The sequence below is a fragment of the Falsiroseomonas sp. HW251 genome, from assembly GCF_050563545.1.
Lineage (GTDB): Bacteria > Pseudomonadota > Alphaproteobacteria > Acetobacterales > Acetobacteraceae > Falsiroseomonas.
In genome coordinates this window covers 192,526-219,000 of sequence record NZ_JBNXUM010000007.1, presented here as the reverse complement: position 1 = coordinate 219,000, position 26,475 = coordinate 192,526, and the positions used below count along the sequence as shown (strand labels likewise).

Genomic DNA, 26,475 nt, shown 5'->3' with positions numbered 1-26,475 from the left:
AAACATTCGGCCGGTGTCAGACCCCTTACTTTGACGGAGTGATGTCTCAATGCATTCGCATTAGGCAGGCCTAGTGCCTGTTAGCGCCTGAACGCTTGAAGGTGGTTGGCGTTTGGCTGCCTTTGCGGGGGGGGCAGCGATGGCGCTGACGGACGCGGAGTGGGCGATGCTGGAGCCGCTGGTCGAGGCCTGTCGGCCGCATGCGAAGGTGCCGCCACGCAATCTTCGGCGGACGATCTCAGCGATCTTCTGGCGGCACGCCAATGGGGCGAAGTGGCGCTCGCTGCCCGAGGAATACGGGCCCTGGTGGATGGCTGCGCAGACCTTCATTCGCTGGTCTCGCCTTGGTGTCTGGGAGCGCCTGCTCGCCATGGCGCAGGAGCGTGGCGTCCAGCTCGGCATGGCCTTCCTCGACGGCACGTCTATCCGCGCCCACCAGAAGGCGGCCGGGGCGACCAAAAAGACGCCGACTTGGCGCAGCGAACTCCTGGTGAGGCGCTTGGCCGCTCTCGTGGCGGCTATGGCACCAAGGCCAGCGTGATCGCCGACAGCGCGGGACGGGCCATCGCCTTCGCCCTCGCGCCAGGTCAGGCGCACGAACTGCCCCACGCCGTGCCGCTGCTCGCCCGCCTACCCGGCGTGCCAGTCTGGGTCGTCGCCGACCGCGGCTACAGCAGCCATGCCTTTCGACAGCACGTCTGGGACCTCGGCGCGCGGCCTGCCATCCCTACGCGACGCGACGAGGCGCTCGTCGCCTGCCCAGAGGCGATCTACAACAACCGCAATCGCGTCGAACGCCTCTGGGCCCGGCTCAAGGAATGGCGCGCCATCGCCACCCGCTACGAGAAGACCGCCGCTTCCTTCCTCGGTGTACTCTGCCTCGCCGCCGCTCTCGATTGGCTCAGGCGCTAACGGGCCCTAGGCTGCCCAGCGCTGAAGCCCACCGGTGGCCCTCCGGCCAGTTGAAGCAGTTCCCTTTTTGTTCGCATTCGGGCATGCTGCAGGCATGACACCCGAGATGCCCGATCCTGGCCATCAGGCTGCCCAGTCTACCGGGGACGATGTTCTCCGGCGGGATGGCGCCGATACAGCCCATTCACTGGAAGCGGCGATCGGTGAGGTACGCGCGCGGCATCCGGCGTGGCCTGCGACCCTGGTCCGCGAAGTCGCCGGTCGCCTCGTAGGCGTCCTGGCGGCGCCGGTCCGCGACCCTGAGCCGCCACCCGCGCGCGTGCTGGCTGGCCTGGCCTCGGTAGTCCCCCCGCCCGCCCTGCGGGGCGCACCTGCGCCTGGCGGCAGCGACGGCAATGCCGCCTGACCTGCGGCTGGCCCACACGCAGTTGACGACGACCACGGGCCAGCGCGTCGAGGTCGGCGTGCAGCCGCAGGGTCGCGATCACAACGGCCGCGTCTTGCGGTGGCACGGCGGCGTGTACGACGTCGAGTTGCCGGACGAGGATGCGGTGAAGCTCCTGCGCCTGCTGCTCGCTCACTACGCGGTGCCGGAGACCGTGCGGCCGCCTCCCGGGCGCCTGACGCGCCTGACTGTTGAGGTCGCCTTGCAGGACGCGGCGGCCGAGGCTCCACGTCGGACAGCCGAGACCTGCAGGCTGTTCGGCCTTGCGTTGGCGCGCCTCTGCGCAGGCGAAGCCGAGGGGCTGGTCGCCGACGAGTCCGGCGAGAGGCGGGTCGCTTGGCGGTTCACCGCCCCGACGAGGAGGCGGGCGGCCAACCGGGCGGGGGAAACCTGATGCTGGACCTCGCCATGAGAAGTTGATTGGTTGCCTCGTCCCTCATGCCAGGGGCGCCGTACCTCGCGTGCGCAGCAACAAAGGTTCTGAGGTCGACCGTCAGTGCTCCGGGGCTGCCTTCGCGCTTCTACTGACGTGCGGAGAAAGCGGCCCGGCTCGATCCGTTCGTCAGGTGCGATCCTGGCGTACTGCCCATTGTCCGCAGCTGGGCCATGATCTGGCCTACCTGCTTTCGCGTTAGAGCCTGACTGGCGCCAAGCGGGCCTATCCCGGCGCGTTCGGCGGCAAGCTCAATGGCCGTCCTACCAAGCTGGAGGAGCTCGTCATCATGAGTGGTATTCATGTCGCTCTTCCAGCAGGCGGCCACTACTAGCAGCGGCGGCGCAACTGATTGTCCCGTACGCAACAAGCCAGCGCAGCTCTGATGAGTTCAATGCCGCCGCGGAGCACCCGGAAGCCAATCGGCACGAGTGCTGTTTGATCCGGCGGAGCCACTCAATCCCGGTACGGGCTATGACCGCGTGTGAGGAGTACATCTCTCCCAAGACGGCGATCAGCAAACCTGTCCATCGGCTACCAACCGGAGCCTTGCCGAGCACCGACTAAGGCGTCCAGCCGTGGCGATGGTACCCCCAAGTGATCCTTCAGGAATCCTTGGACAGACAAGTTGTCACTGCACGTCGGCCCCAAGCCATTCGACCGCGGTGAAGCGGTTCCCGCAGGCCGGGCCTGAATTGTTGATGAAAACCAAGAGTTGGCGTTGAGCGGCTAGGGACAAGTCGCTGGCACAGTGACAAGTCCACTGGCAACTCAGAGAGACGCCCTCAGACGTCGAGGTTCGCCACCTTCAGCGCGTTCTCCACGATGAAGTCGCGACGCGGTTCGACCACGTCGCCCATCAGGGTGGAGAAGACCTGCTCCGCATCCTCGGTGTCCTCGACCCGCACGCGCAGCAGCGTGCGGTTCTCGGGGTCGAGCGTCGTCTTCCAGAGCTGGTCGGGGTTCATCTCGCCCAGGCCCTTGAAGCGCTGGATCGTCAGGCCGCGGCGGCCCTGCGCGATGATGCGGTCCCAGACCATCAGCGGGCCGTGCTGCGCGGATTCCGACGCGTCGAAGCCCATGATCGCCGGGCCACCGGCGAAGTCGCGCGCGAAGCCCTCGCGCCGCTCATCCAGCCAGCGCGCTTCCGCCGATTTCAGCGCGGCGGCGTCGAGCGCGTGGCGCTCCGTCACGCCGCGCACGACGCGATAGAGCGATACGCCGTTCCCATCCGCCGTCGCCTTCCAGCCCCGCTCGTTCTCCGGCGCCAGCGCGTCCAGGCGCTGCGCCAGCACGGCCGCGGCGGGCAGCGCGCGGTCGGCGTCGAGCGTCAGCGCGCCGGCGACGGCGGCCTGCTCGACGATGTTCGCGGGCACCTGGGCTGCCAGGCGGCGGATGCGCGCCTGCACCTGGCGCAGCATCTCGACATGCGCGCGCAGCTCGTCGCCGCGCAGCACGCGGTCGTCGGCGAAGCGCAGATGCCCGTTCGCCAGCGCCTTCTCCAGCAGGTAGTCCTCGAGAGCGCGATCGTCCTTGAGGTAGCGTTCCTCGTTGCCGCGCTTGGCGCGATAGAGCGGCGGCTGCGCGATGAAGAGATGCCCGCGCGCGATCAGCTCGTGCATCTGGCGGAAGAAGAAGGTCAGCAGCAGCGTGCGGATATGGCTGCCGTCCACGTCGGCGTCCGTCATGATGACGATGCGGTGGTAGCGCAGCTTGGCGGGGTCGAAGCCGCCCTTTTCGGACGGGCCCGGGCCGATGCCGGTGCCGAGCGCGGTGATCAGCGTGCCGACCTCCGCGCTGGACAGCATCTTGTCCATGCGCGCGCGTTCGACGTTGAGGATCTTGCCCTTGAGCGGCAGGATCGCCTGGAAGCGCCGGTCGCGCCCCTGCTTGGCGGAGCCGCCCGCGCTGTCGCCCTCGACGATGAAAATCTCGGACTTCGCGGGGTCCTTCTCCTGGCAGTCCGCGAGCTTGCCGGGCAGCGTCGAGATATCGAGCGCGTTCTTCCGCCCGACCTTCTCGCGCGCGAGCTGGGCCGCCTTGCGCGCCGCGGCAGCGAGGACGACCTGCTCCAGGACCTGCTTGGCTTCCCTGGGGTGCGTTTCAAACCAGTGGGACAGCGCGTCGGCGACGGCCATGTGCACGACCGGCTGCACCTCGGAGCTGACGAGCTTGTCCTTGGTCTGCGAGGAGAACTTGGGGTCCGGCACCTTCACCGACAGCACGGCCGTCAGGCCTTCGCGCATGTCGTCGCCGACGAGCTCCACCTTCTCCTTCTTCGCGAGGTCGTCGGCGTATTTCGCGACGACGCGCGTCAGGGCCTGGCGGAAGCCGGCCTGGTGGGTGCCGCCGTCGCGCTGGGGGATGTTGTTGGTGAAGCACAGCGCGACCTCGTGCGGGCTGTCGTTCCACCACATCGCGAGCTCGACGCGGATGCCCTCGGTCTCCTTGCTGACGACAGAGATCGGCGGCTTGAAGATCGGCTGCTTGCTGCGGTCGAGCCATTCCACGAAGGCGACCAGCCCGCCGTCGAAGCGGAACTTCGTCTCCTTCACGTCGGCATGGCGCTCGTCGCGCAGCTCGATCGCCAGGCCGCTGTTGAGGAAGGCGAGCTCGCGCAGCCGGCGTTCCAGCACCGCGAAGTCGTACTCGGTCCTGGTGAAGGTCTTGTCGGAGGGCTTGAAGGTGACCTCGGTGCCATTGGCGTGGTCGGAGGGCCCGACGATCTTCAGCGGCTGCACGGTCTCGCCGTGCTCGAAGCGGATGAAGTGCTCGGTCCCGTCACGCCAGATGCGGACTTCCATCCATTCGGAGAGCGCATTGACGACGGCCGCGCCCACGCCGTGCAGGCCGCCCGAGACCTTGTAGGAATTCTGGTTGAACTTGCCGCCGGCATGCAGACGGGTCAGCACGACCTCGGCCGCGGAGACGCCTTCCTCGGGGTGGATGTCCACGGGGATGCCGCGCCCGTCATCGGTCACCGTGACCGATCCGTCGCCGTTCAGCAGCACCGCGCAGCGCGAGGCGTAGCCCGCCTGCGCCTCGTCCACGGCGTTGTCGATGATCTCGAAGGCCATGTGGTGCAGGCCGGAGCCGTCATCGGTATCGCCGATGTACATGCCAGGCCGCTTGCGCACGGCCTCGAGCCCGCGAAGCACGGTGATGGAGGCGCTGTCGTAGGACTCGGAACCCTCGGTCGGCGGGTTGGGAGGCGTGGCGCGCGCGGCGGCGTCGGACATGCCGGCGGTGGCTCCTTCAGGCGATCGGCTGGACCCTGAACATATAGGGATTCAGGGCGGATTCGGCACGGGGAAATCCGGGTCCGGAACGAGCTCGCCGGGCGTGGCCCGGAAGCCCTCCGCCGTGCCGCGGAGGGGAGCGAAGATATCCGCTTCGGTGCCGGTCAGGAACACCTGTGCCGGCAGATTCGACAGCGCCTCGTACAGGGCTTCCCGCCTTGCCTGGTCCAGATGCGCCGCGACCTCGTCCAGCAGCAGCAGCGGGGCGAAGCCGCGCACGGCGCCGATCAGCGTCGCATGGGCCAGCACGACGGAGACCAGCAACGCCTTCTGCTCCCCCGTCGAGCACAGATCCGCCGGCAGGTCCTTCGGCAGGTGGGTCAGCGCCAGGTCGGCCTTGTGCGCGCCGATCGCGGCCCCGCCGGCGGCGGCATCGCGGCCGCGGCTGGCGGCCAGGTCGTCGCGCACCTTGTCCTCCACGGCCAAGGCGGGGGTCTCGTCGAGTGCCGCGGCGATGGGGTCGAGCAGGCCCAACCTGGCCGCCGGGAAGGCGCCTGTTGCGGTGCCGGCCTCCAGCAGCGCGTTCAGCCGCAGCACCAGCGCCCGCCGGGCCGCAGCGGCGGCGACGGCATGGCGGGCCATCGCATCCTCCAGCGCGGCGAGCCAGCGGGCGTCGCGCCTGCCCTCGGCCAGCAGGCGGTTGCGGCCGGACATCGCGGTCTCATGCGCCGCGACCTCCCGCGCGTGACCGGGCTCCAGCGCCCAGACCAGGCGGTCGAGGAAGCGGCGCCGGCCCGACGCGCCCTCCTGGAACAGCCGGTCCATCTGCGGGGTCAGCCAGACGGCCGCCGCGCGGTCGGCAAGTTCGGCCGACGAGCGCAGGGCTTCGTTGTCCAGCCGCCATTTGCGCCTGGCGTCGGGTCCGTCCTCGCCCACCGTGCCGGTGGCGACGTCGGCAGTGCCCTGCGGTCCCTCGAAGCGGCCCCAGGCGGCCCAGGGGCGAGCTTCCCCGCCCGCGCGCCGGCCGATCTCACCGGCGCGCGCGCCGCGCAGGCCGCGGCCGGGACCGAGCAGGCTGATCGCCTCCAGCAGGTTGGTCTTGCCGACGCCGTTCTCGCCGGCGATCGCGACGATGCGGCCGGCGAAGCGGGCCTCGAAGGTCGGGTAGGAGCGGAAATCGGTCAGCCGCAGGCGCGCAAGGCGCAGCGGGGGAGGGGGCTGGGTCAGGGCAGGTCGTCCAGGCCGATCACCTGCACCCCCGGCGGCGCCAGGCGCCCCAGGCGGCGGTCCGCTGTCACGAGCGGGAGGCCAAGCCGGGCGGCGGCTTCGATGTAGAGGCAGTCGTAAACGGGATGGCCGAGCTGCAGAGCGTGCCGCATGGCGCCGGCGAGCAGGACCGCCGAAGGCAGCCTTTCCACATCGGCTTCCGCGATGATCGCGAGACGCTCCTCGGCTTCCGCCGGCGTGAGCTCGCCGCGCCGCGCCGCCTTCCACAGCACGCTGGCGCATTCCGTATCGAGGAGGTCCGGCGCCAGCAGGCGCTGCTGGCCCACGGCGACGGCCGCTTCGCTGTCAGGCTCGTCCAGCACCCATTTTACCACGACGCTCGCATCCACGACGAAAGCCACCGATCAGCGCTCGTCACGGGCTTCGCGGAGCAGCTCCTCGGACGGCGTCGTGCGGCGGCCGGCCGTCTGCGCGCGCAGGCGCGCCGCGCGCTCCCAGAAGTCTGATGGCGCGCTCGACTGGCGAGCGGCGCGCAGGATCTCGCGGTGCTCGGCCTCAACCGAGCGCCCGTTCGCGGCGGCGCGGGCCTTCAGCCAGGCCACCGTCTCCTCGTCCACGTTGCGCACCAGAAGCTGGGCCATGGCCCGTCGCACCGACCTGCTATCAATGATAGCGAGGTAGGCGAACGAAGCCGGAACGTCAAGCGTCGCTGGCGCTTGGCGACAGGCCGGCTATCTCCATGATCAGCTTGCGCCGGATTGCCTCGCTGAAATTCTCGAGGCCCTGCGCGCGCACCGTGAAGGCGCCCGGGCCGCCCGTGACCATGCGGCGGTAATGCTCCTCCAGCGCGGTCTCGCCGTTCGGCGCCGCACCCGATCGTCGGGCGTCGAAGCGCAGAATCGGCAGGCCATTTATCACGATGCCCTCGGCGACCGCGGCGTCGCGCTCCTCCTCGACCGGCGTGCCCGCGTTGTTCTCCCCGTCGCCGGACACATCGACCACGCGGCGCGGCGCCGTGAAGGGCGCGGCCGCCATCTGCCGTCGCGCCGCGGCCAGTGCGCCCGAGATCGAGGTCCAGGTCCCGCTGCGGATCGGCGCCTCCAGCAGGCCCGAGGCGAAGCCCTCCGCCGCCTCGGCATCGCCGATCCGGGTCCAGGGCAGCAGCACGCGCTGGTCCTCCACCCCCGACCATTCCATGTAGAGCAGCCCGATCGCGGCATTGGCGCCGGAGGCGATGGCGCCCTGCACCTCGGCGTCGCGCAGCGCCTCGGCATAGCCGCGCCGCTGCAGCCGCAGGTCGCGGTCCTGCATGGATTGCGAGACGTCCGCCGCCAGCACCAGCAGCAGGTCCACCTCGGTGGCCGTTTGCGTCCAGGCCCGGCCAGCGAGCAGCAGCCCGCATCCCGCGCCGAACAGGGTCCGTCGTCGCATGCCCATCTTCTCCAGCGAGCCAGGTCCCTGTCGGAAGGTGCAAACCCGCGCGCGGCGTCGCGGTTTCTTCGCGCCACCCTGGGCGGCGGCGGCGCGGCGTGGGACGATGCCGGGGGAGGGCCGGCGGAGGGAAGATCATGGCCGAGGATTCCAGGGTCGCTCTCGTCACCGGCGCCGGGCGCGGCATCGGCCTGGCCACCACGCGCCGCTTCCTCGCCGAGGGCTGGCGTGTCGCGCTGCTCGACATCGATGGCGAACTGCTGGGCCATGCGATGGCAGAGCTCGCCGCGCCCGACCGGACGCTCGCCCTGCACTGCGACGTCTCCGACGCGTCGGCGGTCACCGCGGCCGTGCGCCGCGCGGGCGGGCATTTTGGCCGGCTCGATGCGCTGGTGAACAATGCGGGCATCGCGGTGTTCAAGCCGCTGCTGGAGACGACGCCGGAGGAATGGAACCGCGTGCTCGCGGTGAACCTGACCGGGCCGTTCCTGGCGACCCTCGCCGCTGCGCCGATCATGGCGGAGGGCGGCGGCGGCGCGATCGTCAACATCACCTCGATCTCGGGTCTGCGGGCCTCCACGCTGCGGGCCGCCTATGGCACGTCGAAGGCGGCGCTCGCGCACCTGACCAAGCAGCAGGCGGTCGAGCTCGGCGCGCTGAACATCCGCGTGAACGCCGTCGCACCCGGGCCCGTGGACACCGCCATGGCGAAGGCCGTGCACACGCCGGAGATCCGCAGGGACTACCACGACACCATCCCGCTGAACCGCTACGGGCTGGAGACGGAACTCGCCGAGACCATCGTCTTCCTCTGCGGCGACCGCGCGAGCTACATCACCGGCCAGGTCGTCGCCGTGGATGGCGGCTTCGAGGCGACGGGCATCGGCCTGCCCACGCTCCGCGCGGCGCGGCGCAACATGTGACGGGGACCATGAGCAGCGACACTTTCGACTACGTCATCGTGGGATCCGGCGCCGCCGGGTCCGTCCTGGCCAACCGCCTGACCGAGGACCCCGGCGTCACGGTCTGCGTGCTGGAAGCCGGCCCGCCCGACCGCAATCCCTGGATCCACGTCCCCGCGGGCTTCGTGAAGACGCTCGCCGACCCCGCCGTCACCTGGCAGTTTAGGACCGAGGCCATCCCGATGACGGGCGGGCGCCGCATCGCGACGACGCAGGGGCGCACGCTCGGCGGCGGGTCTTCCGTCAACGGCATGATCTACAACCGCGGCCAGCCCACCGACCTCGATGCCTGGGCGCAGCGCGGCAACCGGGGCTGGGGCTATGCGGATTGCCTGCCCTACTACAAGCGCAGCGAGAACCGGATCGGCGTCGCCGGCGACACGCGCGGCACGACGGAGGGCTCGATCCCCGTCACCGACATGGACTGGTTCCACCCGGTCAGCGAGGCCTTCATCAAGGGCTGCATCGCCGCCGGCATCCCGCGCGCGAAGGACTACAACAGCGGCGACCAGACCGGCGTCGGCTACTACCAGCGCACCATCCGCAACGGCCGCCGCATCTCCGCCGCCGTCGCCTTCCTGCGGCCGGCGATGCAGCGGAAGAACCTCGAGGTCCGCACCAACGCGCGGGCCAGCCGCATCCTGTTCGAGGGCAGGCGCGCCGTCGGCATCCGCTACCTCGCGGACCGTAACGCGCCGCCGCAGGAGGTGCGGGCCCGGCGCGAGGTGATCCTCTCCGCCGGCACGGTCAACACGGCGCGGCTGATGCAGGTCTCGGGCGTCGGGCCCGCCGACCTCCTGCAGTCGCTCGGCGTCCCTGTGGTGCACGAGATCCGCGGCGTCGGATCGAATTTCCGCGACCACTACGCTTCCCGCTTCGTGATGCGCGCGAAGCCTGGCGTGGCCACGCTGAACGAGCTGTCGCGCGGGCTGCGCCTCGGCGGGCAGATCGCGCGCTGGGCGTTGCGCCGGCCGAGCATCCTCGCGACCACGCCGTCGCATGTGCATGTCTTCTGGAAAAGCTTCGAGGGGCTGGACCAGCCCGACCTGCAATGCGTCTTTACCCCGGGCTCCTACGCTGAGGGCAAGGTCTACATCCTGGACGACTATCCCGGCGTCACGGCCGGCGCCTGGCAGCACCGGCCGGAATCCACGGGCTGGGTGCGCGCGCGCAGCACCGATGTCTTCGAGGACCCGGAGATCAACCCGAACTACCTGTCGGACCCCATGGACGTCCGCATCCATCTCGGCGGCATGCGCCTGATCCGCCGGCTGCTGAACACGACGGAGCTCTCGCCCTTCCTGGAACGCGAGACGCTGCCCGGCCCGCAGGCGCAGACCGATGACGAACTGCTGGATTTCGCGAAGCGGAACGGCAGCACGACCTATCACCTCATCGGCACCTGCCGCATGGGCCCCGACACCGATCCCAGCACCGTCGTGAACGACCGGCTGCTGGTGCATGGGATGGAGGCGCTGCGGATCGTGGACGCGTCGGTGATGCCGAGCATGCCGTCGGCGAACACCTATGCCACGACGCTGATGATCGCGGAGAAGGCGTCCGACTTCATCCGCGGGAAGGAGATGGCGGCCGCGGCGTGATCGGCCAGTGCGGGCGCCGGTGGGTCGTGCGCTCATCGGCATCCGCGCCGGGGAAGACGAAGAGCAGGTCGTAGACCCCGCCGAGATCGAGCGGCGCCGCGCCTGGCGCGAAGCGCGCCGCGGCCTCGGCGAAGGCGCGCTCCGCCGTCGCGCGGTCCAGCGTCTCGATCAGCAGCACCGCCGCGAAGTCGTCGTCGGCGCCCGATCCGCCCGCGCCGGCGCGGAAATCCGACGCCACGGCGCGCCGCCCGAGTCGCGCGCGCACCACGCCGTCGGCCAGTGCCGGCACTGCCGCCTCCTCCTTCAGCCGCAGCACGGCCAGCGCCGCACCGATGCCGAAGCCCTCCGCGCCTGTCGTCACGCAGGGCACGCGCAGGAAGTTCCGGAAGTCCGGCCTCATCGAGGCCGACCACGGCGTCGGATTCGCCAGCAGGTCGTGGTATTCTGGCGTGTCGAAGGCCTCCAGCCCGTCCACCTCGTACAGCGTGAACCAGCGATGCGCGGGATGGTCGTCGCGGCGATAGCGCCGGCCCGATCGAAATCCGGGCGCGGCCACCCGTTCCGGCACGTGCTCGCGCGTATGCCAGGCTTCGTATTCGGCCTCCCGCCCGCGGCGGAGGTCGTTCCAGAGCGCGAGGAAGGTCATTCCGGCCAGCCTGCGCCGCAGCCCCCGGCTCCGTCCAGCGTGAGGCCGTTGCGCCGCCCCGCCCGGCCCGGCTAGCGTGACGCGGACGATACGCGGGCGGTTGCACCGAACCCGCGAGGGAGGAAGTCCATGCTGCCGATGTCCCGCCGCGCGCTGCTGGGTGCCGCCGCCGCGCTTCCCTTCGCCGGCGCCGTCGGCGCCCAGCAGGCCGCGCGGATGCGCATGACCTGGTGGGGGGGCGCCGACCGCGCCCGCCGCACCCGCGCGGCGCTCGATGCCTGGCAGCGCGCCAACCCAGGTGCGCAGGTCGATAGCGAAACCGTGGGCTGGGGCGACTACTGGACGCGGCTCGCCACCCAGGTCGCCGGCGGCAACGCGCCCGACGTGCTGCAGATGGACTACCGCTACATCTTCGAATACGCCCGCCGCCGCGCGTTGAAGCCGCTCGACGAGTTCATGCCGGAGCCGCTGAACATCCAGGATTTCGGCCAGGCGAACATCGACCTCGGCAAGGTGGATGGCCGCGTCTTCGGTGTCGCGATGGGCATCAACTCCACCGCCATGCTTTACGACAGCACGGTGTTCGAGCGGCTGCGGATCGAACCGCCCAAGGTCGGCACGAGCTGGGCGCAGTTCGCGGAGATCGCGACGCAGGTGGCGCGCGAATCACGCCGCCGCGGCTTCTTCGGCTCGATGGATGGCGGCATGATGGAGCCCGCTCTGGAGGTCTTCGTGCGCGGCCGCGGCCGGCCGCTCTACACCGAGGACGGCAAGCTCGGCATGAACCGTGACGACGCCGCGGAGTGGTTCGACTTCTGGGACAAGCTGCGCCGCGCCAACGCCGCGCCGCCGGGCGACGTCACCGCGCTCGACCGCGAGTCGCCGGAGACGAGCATGATCGTCACGGGCAAGGCGGCAATGGCCTTCACCCATTCCAACCTGCTGATCGCCCATCAGGGGCTGATGCAGAACAAGCTCGGCATGACCGCCTACCCCCGAGGCGAGCGGCCGGGCCAATACTACAAGCCTTCCATGCTGCTCTCGATGAGCGCGACGACGGCCAATGCGCGCGAGGCTGCGAGGCTGATCGACTTCCTGTCGGAATCGCCGGAAGCCGCCGAGACGCTTGGCGTCGAGCGCGGTGTGCCCCCCTCGGCGAAGCAGCGGGAGAGGCTTGCCGCGACGGTGCCGGAAGGCGACCGCATCCAGATCGCCTATATCGCCAATATCGGCAGCGTCGTCGGCCAGATCCCGCCGCCGCCGCCCTCCGGCGCCGGCGAGATCGCGCAGCTTCTCCGCCGCACGAACGAGCGCGTGGCGTTCAACCAGCTTCGCGTGCCACAGGCCGCCGAGGAATTCATCAACGAATCCGCGCGCGTCCTGAACCGCGCCTGAGATGCCGCGCGACACGCCCGGCGTGTCGCCTGTGGCGGTGCGCCGGCGCCGCAAGGCATGGGGTGCGGGCTATGTCTTCCTGGCGCCCTGGCTGATCGGCTTCTTCGCGCTGACGGCGGGGCCGATGGCGGCGTCGCTCTATCTCTCCTTCACCAGCTTCGACCTGCTGCAGGCGCCGCGCTGGGTGGGGCTCGCGAACTACCAGCGCATGTTCGGCGACGACCCGCGCTTCTGGAACGCGCTCTGGGTCACCATCCGCTACGTCGTGCTGTCGGTGCCGCTGAAACTCGCCTTTGCCCTCGCCTTAGCGATGCTGCTGGACAAGGGGCTGCGCGGGCTGTCGTTCTACCGCTCCGTGCTCTACCTGCCATCGCTGCTCGGCGGCAGCGTTGCGATCGCGGTGCTGTGGAAGCAGATCTTCGGCTATGACGGGCTGATCAACACCGCGCTCTACGACCTGTTCGGCATCGATGGTCCCAGCTGGATCTCCAACCCGAGCTACGCGCTGGAGACGCTGGTCGTGCTGCGGGTCTGGCAGTTCGGGTCGCCCATGGTGATCTTCCTCGCGGGTCTCCGGCAGATCCCGACCGAGCTCTACGAGGCCGCGTCCATCGACGGCGCCGGCCCCTGGACGCAGTTCCGCCGGGTGACGCTGCCGCTGCTGGCCCCCGTGATCTTCTTCAACCTGATCCTGCAGACCATCGACGCCTTCAAGGCCTTCACCCCGGCCTTCATCATCTCCGGCGGGACCGGCGGGCCGGTGGACTCCACGCTGTTCTACACGCTCTATCTCTACCAGGAAGGCTTCGGCTATTTCCGCATGGGCTATGCGAGTGCGCTGGCCTGGGTGCTGGTCGTCATCATCGGCACCTTCACCGCCGCGGCCTTCCTGACGTCCCGCTACTGGGTGCATTACGAGGACAAGCGCTGATGGTCGGCGCCGGCGGTCACAAGGGCTGGACGGCCTTCGCCTGGCATGGCGTGCTGATCACGGTGTGCTGCGCGATGCTCTATCCCGTGGTCTGGATGATCGCATCGAGCTTCAAGCCGGAAGCCGAGATCTTCTCCGATCTGCGGCCCTGGCCGACCGACCTCTCGCCCCGCGCCTATGTCGAGGGCTGGACCGGCCTGCAGCTTCCCTTCGGCCGGTTCTTCCTGAATTCCGCGATCGTCTCCTCGCTCGCGGTGCTGGGCAACGTGGTGGCCTGCTCTCTCGCTGCCTTCGCCTTCGCACGGCTCGAATTCCCGCTGAAGCGACTGTGGTTCACGCTGATGCTGGGCACGCTGATGCTGCCCTATCACGTCACCCTGGTGCCGCAATACGTGCTGTTCCAGAACCTGGGCTGGGTGAACACCTTCCTGCCGCTGGTGGTGCCGAAGTTCCTCGCCGCCGACGCCTTCTTCATCTTCCTGATGGTGCAGTTCTTCCGCGGCATCCCGCGGGAGCTGGACGAGGCCGCGACGATCGACGGCTGCGGCCCCTTCCGCCTGTATCTCATGGTGATCCTGCCGCTGTCGCGGCCGGTGCTGGCCACCGCCGCGATCTTCTCCTTCATCTGGACCTGGGACGATTTCTTCGGGCCGCTGATCTACCTGAACGACCAGGCGAACTACACCGTGCCGCTGGCGCTGCGTGCCTTCGTGGACAGCTCCGGCAGGTCCGAATGGGGGCCGCTCTTTGCGATGTCCACGCTGTCGCTCGTGCCGGTCTTCCTGGTCTTCCTGTTTGGCCAGCGGCTGATCATCCACGGCATCGCGACACAGGGCCTCAAGGGCTGAAAGGACGACAGACGTGGCGACGCGCATCGCGGCCATCGGGCTGAACCACGACCACATCTACGGCATGACCGAGCAGCTTCTCGCGGCCGGCGCGGAGCTGACGGCCTTCCACGAGACCGACGAGGCGATCGCGTCGCGCTACGCCGCGAAGTTCCCTGGCGCGAAGCGCGTCGCCGATCGCCGCACGATCCTGGAGGACGCGTCCATCGCCTGCGTCCTTACCTCCGCCATCAACGCCGACCGCTGCGAGATCGGGATCGCCGCAATGCGCCACGGCAAGGATGTGCTGGCCGACAAGCCCGGCGTCGTCAGCTTCGAGCAGCTGGACGCGCTGCGCGCCGCGCATGCCGAGACCGGCCGTCGCTACATCATCCATTTCAGCGAGCGCGTCTCCCAGCCCTGCACCGCGAAGGCCGAGGCGCTGGTCGCATCCGGCGCCATCGGCCGCGTCATCAACACCGTGGGCCTCGGCCCCCACCGCATGCGCCCGGCCGGCCGGCCCGACTGGTTCTTCCGGCGCGCGCGATCGGGCGGGATCCTGGTGGACATCGCGGCGCATCAGTTCGACCAGTTCCTGACCTTCACGGGATCCACCACCGCCGAGGTCGTCGCGGCCACCGTGCGCAACACCAACCACCCGCAATTTCCTGAGCTGCAGGATTTCGGCGAGGCGCTGGTCCGCACGCCGCATGCCACGGGCTACATCCGCGTGGACTGGTTCACGCCGGAGGGGCTGCCGACCTGGGGCGACGGCCGCATCTTCCTCCTCGGCACCGAGGGCACGATCGAGCTGCGCAAATACGTCGATATCGCCGGCCGGCCCGGCGGTGACCACCTCTTCCTCTTCGACGGCAAGCAGGTCCGTCACATCGACGCCGCGGGCTACGTCCCGCCCTTCGGCGCGCGCTTCATGGCCGACCTGCGCGACCGCACGGAGACTGCGATGACGCAGGCCCATGCCTTCGCCGCGACCGAGCTCGCGTTGAAGGCGCAGGCGATGGCGGACGCCGGCTGATGAAGCGCCTGAACGTCGCGATCGTGGGGTTCGGCATCGGCAAGATGCACCTCGATGGCTTCGCGTCCCTGCCCGATCAGTTCAATGTCCAGGCCGTCGTTGACCTCGATGCCGGCCGCCGTGCCGAGGCCGCCGCGCGCGGCGTGCCGGAGACGCCGGACGACATCGCCGCCGTGATCGGCCGCGACGACATCGACATCGTGGACATCTGCACGCCGCCCTCCTCCCACCGCGCCCTCGCGGAACGCGCCCTCGCAGCCGGCCATCACGTCATCGTGGAGAAGCCGCTGGTCGGCAGCCTGGCGGATTGCGACGCGCTGGGTGCGGCCGCGCGCGCCGCCAAGGGCGTGCTGATGCCGGTCTTCCAGTATCGCTGGGGCAATGGAATCCGGCGCCTGAGGCACCTCCAGGACAGCGGCGTGACGGGTCCGCTGCACGCCGCGACGATCGAGACGCATTGGAACCGCGGCGCCGCCTACTACTCCGTGCCCTGGCGGGGCAGGTTCGCGACCGAGCTCGGCGGGTGTCTCACCACCCACGCCATTCATGCGCATGACATGCTGCGGCTCGTGGCCGGCGACTACGCCGAGGTCTTCGCCCGCACCGCGACGCGCATCAACGCGATCGAGGTCGAGGATTGCGCCGCCATCGTCTTCCGCATGGCCTCCGGTGCGCTCGCGACCTCCTCCGTCACGCTCGGCGCCGCGAAGGACATGAGCCGCCTGCGCTTCGTCTTCCAGGACCTCACGGCCGAGTCCGGCCTTGAGCCCTATGCGCCGGGCAACGACCCCTGGAGCTTCACGCCGCGCGACGAGGAAATCGCCGCGCAGCTCGATGCCTCGATGGCGAGCTACCGCCCGATTGACGAGCTCCGCTTCGCCAACCAGTTCGGGGAATTCCACGCCGCCCTCGCTGCCGGCGCGAAGCCGCCGGTCACGTGGGAGGATGCGCGGGCGTCGCTCGAGCTGCTGACCGCGCTCTACCACTCCGCGGCGAGCGGAACCGCCGTGCGCCTGCCGCTCGGCGCGGAGCATCCGCTCTACGCGGGCTGGGCGCTTTCCGGACGCTGAGGCGCCATCGGCGTCAGGGACACGCGACTGGCCTGGCAGGCGCGCAGAGCAGGCGGCGGAAGGCCGCGATCCTGGAATCGTCGAAAGGCAGCGTCGGGACCAGCCATCCGCCTTCGTCGTTCTCGTTCCAGGCATAGACGACGATTGCACGCGCCGGCTGTGCCGCCGGGTTTCGCTCAACCCAGTCGAGCGCCCGCGCAAGATGGGCAGCGAGTTGCTCGGCCGTCGGCGACGCGTAGTACCGATCCATCCCCGCCCCCGGCCGCTGCCAAGCCTCCCAGGGCATCGGGTTCTCGATGCGCGGCCGGCGATCCCAGCCCGACATGACGGTCGGAACGACTGGTGCCCCCGTCCCGGCATAGCGGTCCCATTGGCGTTCGGCCTCGCTGCGCAGCTCGTCGAAGGAGCCCTGCGAGACCGCGTCGAAGATCGCATAGGCGCCGAGCGCATCCGCGCCCAGCCCGGCCCGCATCGCGGGGCCAGGATCCGGCCGCCGGTCCGGCCTGCCGAGCAGGACGATGAAGGGATCGCCAGCGCCGCTGGCCACAGCCAGCTCGCGAAAGTGGGCGACGGCGGCGCGCAGGCGGTCCGCCCCGCCCCAACGCTCCGCCATCAGCCGATCGGGCATGAGGCCGAGGAACAGCAACGGGCGGCCGCCGATGCGCAGGTAGGCGGGATGGGAGAGCAGTTCGATCTGCCAGCGGAGATGCGCGTTCGGAAAGCTTGACGGCACCCCCCAGTCGATGAGGCCGGAGATCAAGCAGAAGCGCAGCGTTTCCCGCTGCGAGGAGGCGAGATAGAGTTCCAGCCCGGCTGACATTGGGTTTTCGCGGGGATAACTGACGAACGCCCAGAAGTTCAGGCCGGCGCGACGCGCGAGTTCGATCTCGCGATCCATCACCGCCTGCGTACCGCCGTCGACCTCGGCGCTGCCATCGTCGCGCAGCCTGGCGAAGAAGGGCAGCCGATGTCGGTACTGCGGCGGCGACAGGGCACGCGCGACGGCGTCGTTCGGCGTCGATCCCGGCGTCTGCCAGGCATCCCAGCGGATGGCGCCGACGAGCGTGACATCGGCAGCGTCCTCCGCGGACAGCGTGGTGCGCGGTGCGAGCCAGGTCGCGGCCGCCCACCGAAGGAGGGCACGCCGACCGGGACGCCGGCGGTCGGCGTGCACCGGCTTAGGCGGCCGCGTCGAAGACGTCGTGGGGCCGCGCCACCGCTTCCTGTCGGAACCGGGCGAAGTTGTCGCGCGCCTCGGCGCCGACATAGTCCAGGCGGCCGCCGGGGAAAAGGAGGAGGGCGTTGGGGTGGATGTGAGGGCCGGGCGAGATAAGGCCGCGGCCGATCTTCCACTGGTGTTCCGCCATCCACCGGATCTCGTTTACCAGGGGCATGAAGCTCTGGTCGGGCAGCGCGGCGAAATGCATGCGGAGCAGGTCTGCGACGTCCACCTCCGGCCCGATCACGCCGCGGCTGACAAGCTTCTTCATGTTGGCGCGGATCCGCTGCTCGGGGAATTGCGTGAGGTGCAGCAGGAAGAGATCATTGATGGTTTCGTTGCCGCAGGCGAAGTCGCCATACTGGAAGTTGTGAATGAAGCTGTGCCGGCCGACGAAGCGGCCGGGCAGGATCGGCTTGCCCATGCGCATCTCGTGAGCCTTGACGCCGTTGGCCGCGTCGCAGGGGATGCTGAAGGCATGCATCGCGCCGAGGCAGTTGACCAGCCAGGGCACGAAGACGATGCGGTCAGCGCGGCGGGATGCGACATGCTCCGTGATGCCGGCATTGGCGTTCCAGCCATCCGTCCCGATGCGGACCAGGCGCTCGTCCACATCGGCGAAGAGCACGAAGCGCGTCGAGTTCCGCAGAGTCTCGAACAAGGGATCGAAGCGGCCATGGCCGTGGATGTCGTTGTGCGGTCCACGATAGCGGAAGGCGACGATGGACTTGTCCATCGTGTCGTAGATCTCCAGTGCCTCCGGCATCTGCGAGTCGTTGTCGGCGATGATCAGGTTGCCCGCGCCCACGATAGGCGCGTGATGCTCGATCCAGCTCCTCAGCAGCGCCGGCTCGTCCCGGACCTTGACGCAGATGCGCAGCGTGGCGGGATCCCGTAAGCGGTCGGAGATCGCGGCTGCGCCGGTCTCCCAGTCCAGGATGGGCATGCGATGCTCCGCTGTGGTCGTTCGGTGCGGGCGGCTTCACCGGCGCCGCGTGGCGCCGCCGGGGCGACGCCCGGCGGCAGTCCCCGCGCGCGTCAGGCCGCGCGCAGCGCCTTCTTCCACTGCTCGGCATCCTGCGCGTAGCGGATGCTCGGGCTGCGCCCCTCGCTGGCGCCGACCACGGTGAAGTGCTCGGCGGCGGAGCCGATCTGCCCGGCGCGCACGGCTGAGCCGACATCGGGATAGGTCTTGAGGTACCAGCGCTCATCCACCTCCGGCGTCGCGCCGCGGCGGCCCTCGAAGAAGCCGAAGCCGACATAGTGCAGCCGCGCGCTGTCCACGGTGCCGGCCTTCACGGCCTCGGCCACGTCCGGATTGGCGGCGAGGTAGCCTTCCTCGTTGAAGTCGGCATGCGCGACCGCGATCTGCATCAGGAAGCGGAACAGCGGCAGCGGGATCGTGACGTCGCGCGCATCCGCGAGCTCGGCGCGCGAGGTGCCGATGCTGCTGAGCACGGCATCAAAAGGCGGAACATACATGCACATAATCTCCTGCGGGGATTGTCAGCCGCGTGTCGGGCGTGCCTTGGCGGTACTGCGCGCGGGCCGCTTCGCGCACTTCGGGGTTGCGATGCGCTGCTTGCGCGCCGTGCCCTTGCCGGGGGCCGTCTCGGCCCCGGTCTCCGCGCGCGCCGCCTCGGGCAGGCGCGCGCCAAGCTGTTGCGCGACCTCGCGCAGGTAGCCGTCCTGCGCCGGCGCCAGCGCCGCGCCGGCTTCCGCCGGCAGCGCCGCCTGCGCCGCCGCGTGGCAGCGCGCGATCTCCGCGACATGCAGGTCGGCCGTCAGCGCATGCGTCACGCTCTCCGCGTGGCGGCGATGCACATTGAGCGGCGTCGCCTCGTAGGCGATGCGCGCGCCCGGGGCGGACAGCGCCTGGAGATACAGCCGCCAGTCGCCCGCCATGCGGTAGCCCCGGAGCTCCTCCTGGCAGGCCTGCAGCGCCGCCAGCAGCGCCGACTTCCGCCACACCACCGCCGAGACGTTCAGGATCAGGTTCTTCACGCCAAGGAAGCGGCGGACGAAATCCGTGGCCTCGAACACCTCGGTCCGTTGCAGCGCGCCGGGGGCGACGGTGGCGTAGTAGCCCTTGTAGCTCTCCCACTGTGCGGATCCGTCGGCATGGATGGTGCGGCTGTCGGAGAAGGCCATCACGACCTGCGGGTCGGCCTGCATCAGCGCGACGGTGCGCGCGAGGAAGCCGGGATCGGACAGGTCGTCGGCCTCCGCGATCCAGACGAACTCGCCCTCCGCCAGCTCCGCCGCCTTGCGCCATTGCGCGAAGACCGAGCCGGAATTGACCTCGTTCGGCACCAGGCGCACCGAGCGCCCCGCATCCGCAGCGACGGCGGGGATCACCGCCAGGCTGTCGTCGGCCGAGCAGTCGTCCAGCACCACAACCTCGCGCACCGGATGGGTCTGCGCGAAGATGCTGCCGAGCCGGTCGGGCATGTAGCGCGCGTAGTTGTAGTTCGGCACCACGGCCGAGACCTGCGGCATCGCCGGCAGCGCCAGGCGCATCAGGTCGCGCACATAGGACGCCCAGTCGAACCGCGCGGCGATCAGAGCGCGGCGGGCGTCGCGTGCGCCGGGCGCGGCGGTCATGATCGTCTCCATGATCGCCTCGGCCATCGCGGTGATGTCGCCGTAGGGCACGACGGTGCCGAGCGCCGGATCCTCCCGCAGCAGGTCGGGGATGCCGCCCGAGCGGTCGAAGGCAAAGGCCGGCACGCCGGCGGCCAGCGCCTCCAGCACGACGGAGGGGAAGGGGTCCTCGCGCGAGGTCAGCACCAGGCCATCCGCCGCGTTCAGGAAGGCGCCGACATCGTCGCGCCGGCCCGGCAGGTGGAAGCTGCCGGTGGCCTTCGCGGCCTCGATCTCTCCGGCGAGCCAGTCGCGCATGCCGGGGTCCATGTCGCCGAGCCAGCAGAGATGCACGCGGCGGCGGCCGCGCCACTGCAGCACGCGCCAGAGCTGCAGGAACAGGTCGAAGCCCTTGCGCATGTCGGCATAGCCCATGCCGACCACCAGCGACTCATTGGCCCTGATGCCGAGTTCCTTCCGGACACGCGCGCCGCCTTCCGCATCCGCCGGGATCGGCTTGTAGAGGCCCTGCGGGCGCACCATCGCCTTGGCCTGGACCGGCAGGCCGAGCTCGGCCAGCACGGCGTCGCGCACGAAAGGCGCTGGGAAGACCACGTGCTCCGCGCCCGCGATCCCAGCGCGGGCGCCATCCGCCAGGTGCTTCTCCCGCATGATCCGCGGCATCTCGTGCACCAGCTGCACGCAGCTCATGCCGGCGGCGGCTAGCAGCGGGACGGCGCGGCCCGCGGCGGTGGTGTTCACGATCGCCGCGGTGAAGCCGCGCTCGGCCAGTGCCGCGATACGCTTGCGCAGCGCCGCGTCCCCGCCAGCCACCGTCGTCGGCGCCACCGTCTTGTACTTTTCCTCCATCCTGCCGCCGTCGAGCAGCAGGTACTCGATCTCGATCCCGGTCTCGCGCTTCATCGTCGGCCCGATCTCGAGCAGCAGCGTCTGCGCACCGGATGGGAAGGCGTCATGGCCGACCAGCAGCAGCTTCGGCGGCGCCGCAGTGCCGCGCCGCACCGCGCCGGTCACCGCGCGCGCCGTCGCGTTGAGATAGGCGCCGCCGTAGTGCAGGTCGGGCTCGAGATAGGCGCCCTCGCACCATTCGTTCCAGGCGTTGATGCAGACCAGCTTCTCGCCGAAGAAGGGCGCGTCCTGCGCGCGCTCCACCAGCTCCGCCAGCCAGGCCTCGTATTTCGCGGGCGTGCTGTCGGTGATGGTCAGGCCCGTGCCCTGCCGGCGGGCGTCGTTGCACCAGCTCGGCACCGCGGTCCTGATGAGCGGGAAGTCGGCGCGGGGCTCCTTCAGCGACGTCTCGACCACCGCATCGTAGCGGTAGATCTTGCCGGTAAAGTCGGGGTCCAGGACCTCGTAGTCCTGGTTCTGCGGCGGCAGGTCCTGCGTCAGCTTGTGCGGCGGGAACTCGATGGCGCCGTCGAAGCCGAAAGCGCGGGGATCGGTGTCGCCGAAGGCCTGAGCCATCACGAGGATCGGGTCTTCGCCGTGGTTGGTGCGGAAGACCTCGCGCCAGCGCGCGATGGTCGCCGCGGCATCGGGGATGATGCCGGGGCGATAGACCATCAGCACGGGCCGGCCCTGCAGGCGGATGTAGCGGGGATCGGCGAAGTGGCGCGCGAATTCCGCCGCCATCCGCGCGTCGTCGTCGGGGCGGTAGTCCTGGCTGATCAGCACCTCGGACTCCGCGCCGTCCCAGCGCCGCGTCCAGTTCTCGTTCGCCCACATCAGCGCGAAGGGCATGTCGAGGCTGCGGTCCGCCAGGAAGGCCTCCAGCGGCTTCTCCAGCAGGCGCTTGCCGTTGAACCAGTAGGTGTAGAAGACCCAGCCGAACAGCCCGCCCGCCTTCGCCATCTCGATCTGCCGACGTATCGCGACGGTGTCGTCGAGGTCGTAGAAGCCGAGGTCACGCGGCACGCGGGGCTGGTAGTGACCACGGAAGCGAGGCAAGCCGCGCGGGACGTTGGTCCACTCGGTGAAGCCCTTGCCCCACCAGCTGTCGTTCTCGGCGAAGGCGTGGAACTGCGGGAGGTAGTAGGCCAGCACCTTGGCCCGCCGCGTCGCGCCGGCAGGCAGGGGGCGCACATCCTCGAAATCGATGGAGGGGCGCGTGAAGCGCTTCACCTCGCGCGCGATCGTCGTCTCGCTCTCCGGCATCCGCCCGAAGATGCCGGGCTCGTGCCGGTGGGCCAGCCAATGGCCGAAGGGATTCTCCTTGAGGTCGCCGCGGAGGTAGCGCTGCGCGTACCAGCGGACGTCGAATTCCTCGGACGGGTTGCGCCCTTCTCGGTAGCCAAAGCCCCAGAAATGCTCGAAGGGATCCACCCCCGCCGCGGCCACGTCGGGCGAGTGCCGGAGGTAATAGGCCACGTCGAATTCCGGCATCGGGCTGACCTGCCCGCCTGTCCGGTTCGCCAGGAAATGCGCCAGTGCGGGCTGGCCGGCCGGGATCTCGTAGCGCCGTCGGTACCACGCGCTGTCGAAGAGCGGCGCCGCGCGGCGGCCCTCGGCGTCGCCGTGGAAGGCATAGTGGTACAACGGGTTCAGCCCGGTCGCCGCGACGTCGCGGTTCTGGTCCATGTACCACAGCGGGTCGAAATACGGGTTGGGCCGCCGTCCTTCCTTCCAGCCATGGTCGTGGAAATGCTCCAGCGGCACCACGCCGGCCTCGGCGATGTCGGGATAGGTCGCGGCGTAATAGGCGGCGTCGAACAGCCCCGTCGCGCCCAATGCCTGGATGCGGCCGCGGCGCAGCAGCTCCGCCTGCTGTTCAGGCGGCACCGCGATGCGCACGCGCGCTTCCTTGGCGGCCTGCTCCGCGGTGATGGGCGCGACGCGGCGGCGAACCAGGTCGGCGAAGAAGTCGGACATGATGCTTCCCGGTTCAGGCGGCCTGCGGGCGCGGCAGCAGCGTCTCGAGGTAGGCGCCGTAGCCGGAGTTGCGCAGCGGCAGCGCCAGCCGACGCAGCTCCGCCGCGTTGATGAAGCCCTTGTGCCAGGCCACTTCTTCCGGCGCGCACACCTTCTGGCCGGTGCGCGTCTCGATCGCGCGCACGAATTCGCCGGCTTCGAGCAGGCTCTCATGCGTGCCGGTATCGAGCCAGGCATAGCCGCGCCCGAGCCGCGCGACGCGCAGGCTGCCATCGGCCAGGTACGCCTTGTTGAGATCCGTGATCTCGAGCTCGCCGCGCGGGGAGGGCTTCAGTGCCCGCGCCATCGCGCTCGCCCGCCCGTCGTAGAAATAGAGCCCCGTCACAGCCCAGTCGCTGCGCGGGACCTTCGGCTTCTCCTCCAGCGTCAGCGCGCGGCCCGAGGCGTCGAACTCCACCACGCCGTAGCGCTCGGGGTCCGCGACGCGATAGGCGAAGACCGACGCGCCCTGCGCGCCCGGCGCGGCGAGCTCCGCGACGGCATCCGTCAGCAGCGTCTCCATCCCATGGCCGTGGAAGATGTTGTCGCCCAGCACCAGCGCGCTGGGCTGCCCTGCCAGGAACGCCTCGCCGATGACGAAGGCCTGGGCGATGCCGTTGGGCTTCTCCTGCTCCGCGAACTCGATGCGGATGCCCCATTGGCTGCCGTCGCCGAGCAGGCGGCGGAACAGCGGCAGGTCGTGCGGTGTGGAGATCAGCAGGATCTCCCTAATCCCCGCCAGCATCAGCACCGAGAGCGGGTAGTAGACCATCGGCTTGTCGTAGACCGGCAGCAGCTGCTTGGAGAGCGCGAGCGTCGCGGGATGCAGCCTGGTGCCGGCGCCGCCGGCGAGAACGATGCCCTTCATCTCGGTCTTCCTCGGCGAGGCAGGGAGGGACGACACGATCCGCACCGGCGCCTGCGCCGGGCCGAGTAGCGTGTCGAGCGCGCGCGAAAGCCCCGCGCGCCAGTCGGGCCGGGCGATGCCGTGCACCGCTGCGATGCGGGAGCAATCGAGCCGGCTGTCGGCCGGCCGCTTCGCCCGGGTGGGATAGTCGGCAGTCGCGATCGCCTTGACGCGCGGCACGGCCGCGCCGCGCCGCGCGGCGCCGTCGAAGATCGCCTCGGCGAAGCCATGCCACGTCGTGTCCGGCGCGCCGCCGAGGTGGAAGACGCCGAATTCCGGCGCGCCCGCCTCGGCCGCCACCAGACCCTCGGCCATGCGAAGGATCGCGGCCGCGAGGTCGTCACAGAAGATCGGCGCGCCGCGCTGGTCGGTGACCACGGAAACTTCCGGCCGCTCCGCGCCAAGGCGCAGCATGGTGCGCAGGAAATTCGCCCCCGTGGCGGAGCAGACCCAGGCCGTGCGCAGCACCGCGCTGCGCGGGTTGGCCGCCATCGCCGCCTGCTCGCCCGCCAGCTTCGACGCGCCATAGACGCCGAGCGGCGCGGCCGGGTCCACCTCGCGATAGGGCGCGCCCTTCGTCCCGTCGAAGACGTAGTCCGTCGAGACATGCAGCAGCGCCGCGCCGCACATCTCCGCCGCCGCGGCCAGCGCACCGGCGCCCGTCGCGTTCACCGCGAAGGCGGCCTCGCGGTCGTCCTCGGCGCGGTCCACCGCGGTATAGGCCGCGGCGTTGACGACGAGCTGCGGCGTGATCCGCAGTACCGTCCGCGCGATCGCGTCTGGCGATCCCGCGAGGTCCAGCTCCGCCCGCCCCATCGCGGTCGCGTCCCAGCCGGCCTCGCGGAAGGCCTGCGCCAGTGCCGTCGCGAGCTGCCCGCCGCGGCCGGCGATCAGCACGCGGCGCGACCGCCGCCAGGACGCGGGAAGCGCCGGGCCCTGCATCACGCCGCGTCCTTGCGGCCGCCGGGCAGGCCGAGCCGCTCGCCGGCGTAGCGCTGGTCGCGCAGCGGCCGCCACCACCACTCGTTCTCGAGGTACCAGGCGACGGTCCTGCCGAGCCCGCTCTCGAAGCTCTCGGCCGGCGTCCAGCCCAGCTCGTTCCTGATCTTCGTCGCGTCGATCGCGTAGCGCCGGTCATGGCCCGGGCGGTCCGCGACGAAGGTGATCAGCGAACGGCGCGACCGCGCGCCCGGCGCCTGGCGGTCCAGCGCGTCGCAGATCGCGTGCACGACGTCGATGTTCCGCCGTTCGCTGTTGCCACCGATGTTGTAGGTCTCGCCGGGAACGCCGCCGCGCAGCACGGTCGCCAGCGCGCGGGCGTGGTCCTCGACATAGAGCCAGTCCCTGATGTTGCGGCCGTCGCCGTAGACCGGCAGCGGCTTGCCCTCCAGCGCGTTCAGGATGGTCAGCGGGATGAGCTTTTCCGGGAAGTGATGCGGCCCGTAGTTGTTGGAGCAGTTCGTGACGACCGTGGGCAGGCCGTAGGTGTGGAACCAGGCGCGCGCCAAATGATCCGACGCCGCCTTCGTGGCGGAATAGGGCGAGCGCGGGTCGTAGGGCGTGGCCTCGGTGAAGAGCCCATCCTCGCCAAGGCTGCCGTACACCTCGTCCGTGGAGACATGCAGGAAGCGGAATTCGTCCTTCGCGGCCCCGGCCAGCCCCGCCCAGTAGCCGCGCGCGGCTTCCAGCATGGCGAAGCTGCCGACCACATTGGCCTGCACGAAGGCCGAGGCGCCGGTGATGGAGCGGTCCACATGGCTCTCGGCCGCGAGATGCGCGACCGCGTCCGGACGGAAGCCTTCCATCGCGACCTGCATCGCCTCGAGATCGGTGATGTCGGCCTGCATGAAGCCGAAGCCCGGCCTGCCCTCGCAGTCCCGCAAGCTGCGCCGGTCGCCGGCATAGGTCAGCTTGTCCACCACCAGGACCTCCGTGCCGAGGTCGAGCACGAGGTGGCGCACCAGCGCCGATCCGATGAAGCCGGCGCCGCCGGTGACGAGCACGCGCCTCACGCGAAGATCCTCGGCAGGTCGGCCAGGCGCGGCAGCCGCGCATCCTTCTCCGACAGCACGACGCTGGCTTGACCCACGGGCCAGTCGATGCCGATGTCCGGATCGTCCCAGGCGACGCCGCCATCGCATTCCGGCGCGTAGCAATCGTCGACCTTGTACGCGACCTCGGTGCCCGGGCGCAGCGTGCAGAAGCCATGGGCGAACCCCGCAGGCACGTACAGCATGCGCCCGTCGCCTTCCTCCAGCGTCACCGTGACGTGCTGGGCGTAGGTGGGAGAGGAACGGCGGAGATCCACCGCGACGTCCAGGATCGCGCCGCGCAGCACGCGCACCAGCTTCGCCTGCGCATGCGGCGGGCGCTGGAAATGCAGCCCGCGCAGCGTGCCGACGGGGTCGGAGCGCGACCAGTTGTCCTGCACGAACTCCTCCGCAATGCCGAGCGCGGCGAAGTCGCGCCGGCTGTAGGTCTCGGCGAAGGCGCCGCGCGGATCGCCGAACCGCCGGACCTCCACCAGCAGAGGCCCCTGCATGTCGGGGAAGGTCCAGGCCGTCGCATTGCCCGCCCGGCGCAGCCGCGGTGGGGCGCTGGGTCCGTCGGTTGCATAGGCGAGGGACATGGCCGGCTCCACAAGCAATGGTTGTATTCTTGGGCCGAATACAATCGCGATCAA

Annotated in this window: 22 protein-coding genes and 1 pseudogene; 9 read left to right on the top strand and 14 right to left on the bottom strand. The window is 70.1% G+C overall.

The annotated features are described in order from the left end of the window. The first annotated feature begins 139 nt into the window (after nucleotides 1-139). Together ACLF3M_RS10920 and ACLF3M_RS10915 are read left to right on the top strand one after the other, a co-directional pair. A protein-coding gene (locus ACLF3M_RS10920; protein ID WP_430656948.1) for an IS5 family transposase occupies nucleotides 140-912 on the top strand; the annotation gives its coding sequence in 2 pieces (ribosomal slippage) (nucleotides 140-464 and nucleotides 464-912; 774 coding nt in all). 395 nt (nucleotides 913-1,307) lie between these two features. After that, on the top strand, nucleotides 1,308-1,751 hold the full coding sequence (locus ACLF3M_RS10915) for a hypothetical protein (protein ID WP_430656947.1): 444 nt from the start codon (nucleotides 1,308-1,310) through the stop codon (nucleotides 1,749-1,751). An 824-nt stretch (nucleotides 1,752-2,575) separates the two neighbouring features. Here the strand turns inward: ACLF3M_RS10915 and gyrB are convergent. The 5 genes from gyrB to ACLF3M_RS10890 are packed head-to-tail and all read right to left on the bottom strand — an operon-like array spanning nucleotide 2,576 to nucleotide 7,687. Then, nucleotides 2,576-5,029 carry a DNA topoisomerase (ATP-hydrolyzing) subunit B gene (gene gyrB, locus ACLF3M_RS10910; protein ID WP_430656946.1) on the bottom strand — a complete coding sequence of 818 codons (2,454 nt, stop codon included), beginning with the start codon at nucleotides 5,027-5,029 and terminating at the stop codon, nucleotides 2,576-2,578. 51 nt (nucleotides 5,030-5,080) lie between these two features. Next, nucleotides 5,081-6,220, bottom strand: coding sequence for a DNA replication/repair protein RecF (recF, locus tag ACLF3M_RS10905; RefSeq protein ID WP_430656988.1), 1,140 nt, complete (start codon nucleotides 6,218-6,220; stop codon nucleotides 5,081-5,083). A 32-nt stretch (nucleotides 6,221-6,252) separates the two neighbouring features. Continuing rightward, nucleotides 6,253-6,657, bottom strand: coding sequence for a type II toxin-antitoxin system VapC family toxin (locus ACLF3M_RS10900; protein ID WP_430656945.1), 405 nt, complete (start codon nucleotides 6,655-6,657; stop codon nucleotides 6,253-6,255). Between the two features lie 3 nt (nucleotides 6,658-6,660). Then, on the bottom strand, nucleotides 6,661-6,897 hold the full coding sequence (locus ACLF3M_RS10895; RefSeq protein WP_430656944.1) for a FitA-like ribbon-helix-helix domain-containing protein: 237 nt from the start codon (nucleotides 6,895-6,897) through the stop codon (nucleotides 6,661-6,663). A gap of 58 nt (nucleotides 6,898-6,955) precedes the next feature. Then, entirely contained in the window at nucleotides 6,956-7,687 is a 732-nt protein-coding gene (locus ACLF3M_RS10890; RefSeq protein ID WP_430656943.1) for a DUF1194 domain-containing protein, read from the bottom strand. A 137-nt stretch (nucleotides 7,688-7,824) separates the two neighbouring features. Between ACLF3M_RS10890 and ACLF3M_RS10885 the strand changes: the two genes are divergently transcribed. Beyond that, on the top strand, nucleotides 7,825-8,610 hold the full coding sequence (locus ACLF3M_RS10885; RefSeq protein WP_430656942.1) for an SDR family NAD(P)-dependent oxidoreductase: 786 nt from the start codon (nucleotides 7,825-7,827) through the stop codon (nucleotides 8,608-8,610). A gap of 8 nt (nucleotides 8,611-8,618) precedes the next feature. Beyond that, nucleotides 8,619-10,250, top strand: a complete 1,632-nt coding sequence (locus tag ACLF3M_RS10880) for a GMC family oxidoreductase (protein ID WP_430656941.1) — start codon at nucleotides 8,619-8,621, stop codon at nucleotides 10,248-10,250. On the opposite strand, the gene ACLF3M_RS10875 is transcribed toward ACLF3M_RS10880, so the two are convergent. Continuing rightward, nucleotides 10,216-10,896: a hypothetical protein gene (locus ACLF3M_RS10875; RefSeq protein WP_430656940.1), complete on the bottom strand. Its 681-nt coding sequence runs from the start codon at nucleotides 10,894-10,896 to the stop codon at nucleotides 10,216-10,218. The two genes, ACLF3M_RS10880 and ACLF3M_RS10875, sit on opposite strands and share 35 nt — an antisense overlap. A gap of 129 nt (nucleotides 10,897-11,025) precedes the next feature. Here ACLF3M_RS10875 and ACLF3M_RS10870 point away from each other — a divergent pair, with 129 nt between their 5' ends. Genes ACLF3M_RS10870 through ACLF3M_RS10850 form a run of 5 tightly spaced genes read left to right on the top strand, consistent with a single transcriptional unit; the run spans nucleotide 11,026 to nucleotide 16,155 of the window. Further along, nucleotides 11,026-12,291, top strand: coding sequence for an ABC transporter substrate-binding protein (locus tag ACLF3M_RS10870; RefSeq protein WP_430656939.1), 1,266 nt, complete (start codon nucleotides 11,026-11,028; stop codon nucleotides 12,289-12,291). A gap of 1 nt (nucleotide 12,292) precedes the next feature. Continuing rightward, complete coding sequence (locus tag ACLF3M_RS10865; RefSeq protein ID WP_430656938.1) at nucleotides 12,293-13,222, top strand: carbohydrate ABC transporter permease; 930 nt, start codon at nucleotides 12,293-12,295, stop codon at nucleotides 13,220-13,222. Continuing rightward, entirely contained in the window at nucleotides 13,222-14,070 is an 849-nt protein-coding gene (locus ACLF3M_RS10860) for a carbohydrate ABC transporter permease (RefSeq protein WP_430656937.1), read from the top strand. Before ACLF3M_RS10865 ends, ACLF3M_RS10860 begins: the two co-directional genes overlap by 1 nt. 13 nt (nucleotides 14,071-14,083) lie before the next feature. Further along, nucleotides 14,084-15,085 carry a Gfo/Idh/MocA family protein gene (locus ACLF3M_RS10855; protein WP_430656936.1) on the top strand — a complete coding sequence of 334 codons (1,002 nt, stop codon included), beginning with the start codon at nucleotides 14,084-14,086 and terminating at the stop codon, nucleotides 15,083-15,085. Then, nucleotides 15,085-16,155 carry a Gfo/Idh/MocA family protein gene (locus ACLF3M_RS10850; protein WP_430656935.1) on the top strand — a complete coding sequence of 357 codons (1,071 nt, stop codon included), beginning with the start codon at nucleotides 15,085-15,087 and terminating at the stop codon, nucleotides 16,153-16,155. The genes ACLF3M_RS10855 and ACLF3M_RS10850 overlap by 1 nt, the downstream gene beginning before the upstream one ends. A gap of 13 nt (nucleotides 16,156-16,168) precedes the next feature. Here ACLF3M_RS10850 and ACLF3M_RS10845 read toward each other — a convergent pair whose 3' ends face one another. From ACLF3M_RS10845 to rfbC, 8 genes and pseudogenes are all read right to left on the bottom strand, one after another. Then, complete coding sequence (locus ACLF3M_RS10845) at nucleotides 16,169-17,422, bottom strand: hypothetical protein (protein WP_430656934.1); 1,254 nt, start codon at nucleotides 17,420-17,422, stop codon at nucleotides 16,169-16,171. Beyond that, nucleotides 17,334-18,320, bottom strand: coding sequence for a hypothetical protein (locus ACLF3M_RS10840; RefSeq protein ID WP_430656933.1), 987 nt, complete (start codon nucleotides 18,318-18,320; stop codon nucleotides 17,334-17,336). Before ACLF3M_RS10840 ends, ACLF3M_RS10845 begins: the two co-directional genes overlap by 89 nt. Before the next feature lie 92 nt (nucleotides 18,321-18,412). Further along, the gene (locus ACLF3M_RS10835; RefSeq protein WP_430656932.1) at nucleotides 18,413-18,832 is read right to left on the bottom strand and encodes a hypothetical protein; all 420 of its coding nucleotides are present in this window, start codon (nucleotides 18,830-18,832) and stop codon (nucleotides 18,413-18,415) included. A gap of 48 nt (nucleotides 18,833-18,880) precedes the next feature. After that, complete coding sequence (locus tag ACLF3M_RS10830; protein ID WP_430656931.1) at nucleotides 18,881-22,846, bottom strand: glycoside hydrolase family 99-like domain-containing protein; 3,966 nt, start codon at nucleotides 22,844-22,846, stop codon at nucleotides 18,881-18,883. 13 nt (nucleotides 22,847-22,859) lie between these two features. Continuing rightward, complete coding sequence (gene rfbA, locus ACLF3M_RS10825) at nucleotides 22,860-23,753, bottom strand: glucose-1-phosphate thymidylyltransferase RfbA (RefSeq protein WP_430656987.1); 894 nt, start codon at nucleotides 23,751-23,753, stop codon at nucleotides 22,860-22,862. A 78-nt stretch (nucleotides 23,754-23,831) separates the two neighbouring features. After that, nucleotides 23,832-24,734, bottom strand: a pseudogene (gene rfbD, locus ACLF3M_RS10820) (dTDP-4-dehydrorhamnose reductase); the annotation flags it as partial. Continuing rightward, the gene (gene rfbB, locus ACLF3M_RS10815; RefSeq protein ID WP_430656930.1) at nucleotides 24,734-25,804 is read right to left on the bottom strand and encodes a dTDP-glucose 4,6-dehydratase; all 1,071 of its coding nucleotides are present in this window, start codon (nucleotides 25,802-25,804) and stop codon (nucleotides 24,734-24,736) included. The pseudogene rfbD and the gene rfbB, both read right to left, overlap by 1 nt. Beyond that, entirely contained in the window at nucleotides 25,801-26,421 is a 621-nt protein-coding gene (rfbC, locus tag ACLF3M_RS10810) for a dTDP-4-dehydrorhamnose 3,5-epimerase (protein WP_430656929.1), read from the bottom strand. Before rfbC ends, rfbB begins: the two co-directional genes overlap by 4 nt. Between the last annotated feature and the right edge of the window lie 54 nt (nucleotides 26,422-26,475).

Coding starts and splice junctions, on each gene's coding strand:
- ACLF3M_RS10915 (WP_430656947.1), top strand. CDS start 1,308: ATGCCGCCTGACCTGCGGCTGGCCCACACGCAGTTGACGACGACCACG.
- gyrB (WP_430656946.1), bottom strand. CDS start 5,029: ATGTCCGACGCCGCCGCGCGCGCCACGCCTCCCAACCCGCCGACCGAG.
- ACLF3M_RS10895 (WP_430656944.1), bottom strand. CDS start 6,897: ATGGCCCAGCTTCTGGTGCGCAACGTGGACGAGGAGACGGTGGCCTGG.
- ACLF3M_RS10890 (WP_430656943.1), bottom strand. CDS start 7,687: ATGCGACGACGGACCCTGTTCGGCGCGGGATGCGGGCTGCTGCTCGCT.
- ACLF3M_RS10885 (WP_430656942.1), top strand. CDS start 7,825: ATGGCCGAGGATTCCAGGGTCGCTCTCGTCACCGGCGCCGGGCGCGGC.
- ACLF3M_RS10880 (WP_430656941.1), top strand. CDS start 8,619: ATGAGCAGCGACACTTTCGACTACGTCATCGTGGGATCCGGCGCCGCC.
- ACLF3M_RS10875 (WP_430656940.1), bottom strand. CDS start 10,896: ATGACCTTCCTCGCGCTCTGGAACGACCTCCGCCGCGGGCGGGAGGCC.
- ACLF3M_RS10870 (WP_430656939.1), top strand. CDS start 11,026: ATGCTGCCGATGTCCCGCCGCGCGCTGCTGGGTGCCGCCGCCGCGCTT.
- ACLF3M_RS10865 (WP_430656938.1), top strand. CDS start 12,293: ATGCCGCGCGACACGCCCGGCGTGTCGCCTGTGGCGGTGCGCCGGCGC.
- ACLF3M_RS10860 (WP_430656937.1), top strand. CDS start 13,222: ATGGTCGGCGCCGGCGGTCACAAGGGCTGGACGGCCTTCGCCTGGCAT.
- ACLF3M_RS10850 (WP_430656935.1), top strand. CDS start 15,085: ATGAAGCGCCTGAACGTCGCGATCGTGGGGTTCGGCATCGGCAAGATG.
- ACLF3M_RS10845 (WP_430656934.1), bottom strand. CDS start 17,422: ATGTCGGCGCCGAGGCGCGCGACAACTTCGCCCGGTTCCGACAGGAAG.
- ACLF3M_RS10840 (WP_430656933.1), bottom strand. CDS start 18,320: ATGCCCATCCTGGACTGGGAGACCGGCGCAGCCGCGATCTCCGACCGC.
- ACLF3M_RS10830 (WP_430656931.1), bottom strand. CDS start 22,846: ATGTCCGACTTCTTCGCCGACCTGGTTCGCCGCCGCGTCGCGCCCATC.
- rfbA (WP_430656987.1), bottom strand. CDS start 23,753: ATGAAGGGCATCGTTCTCGCCGGCGGCGCCGGCACCAGGCTGCATCCC.
- rfbC (WP_430656929.1), bottom strand. CDS start 26,421: ATGTCCCTCGCCTATGCAACCGACGGACCCAGCGCCCCACCGCGGCTG.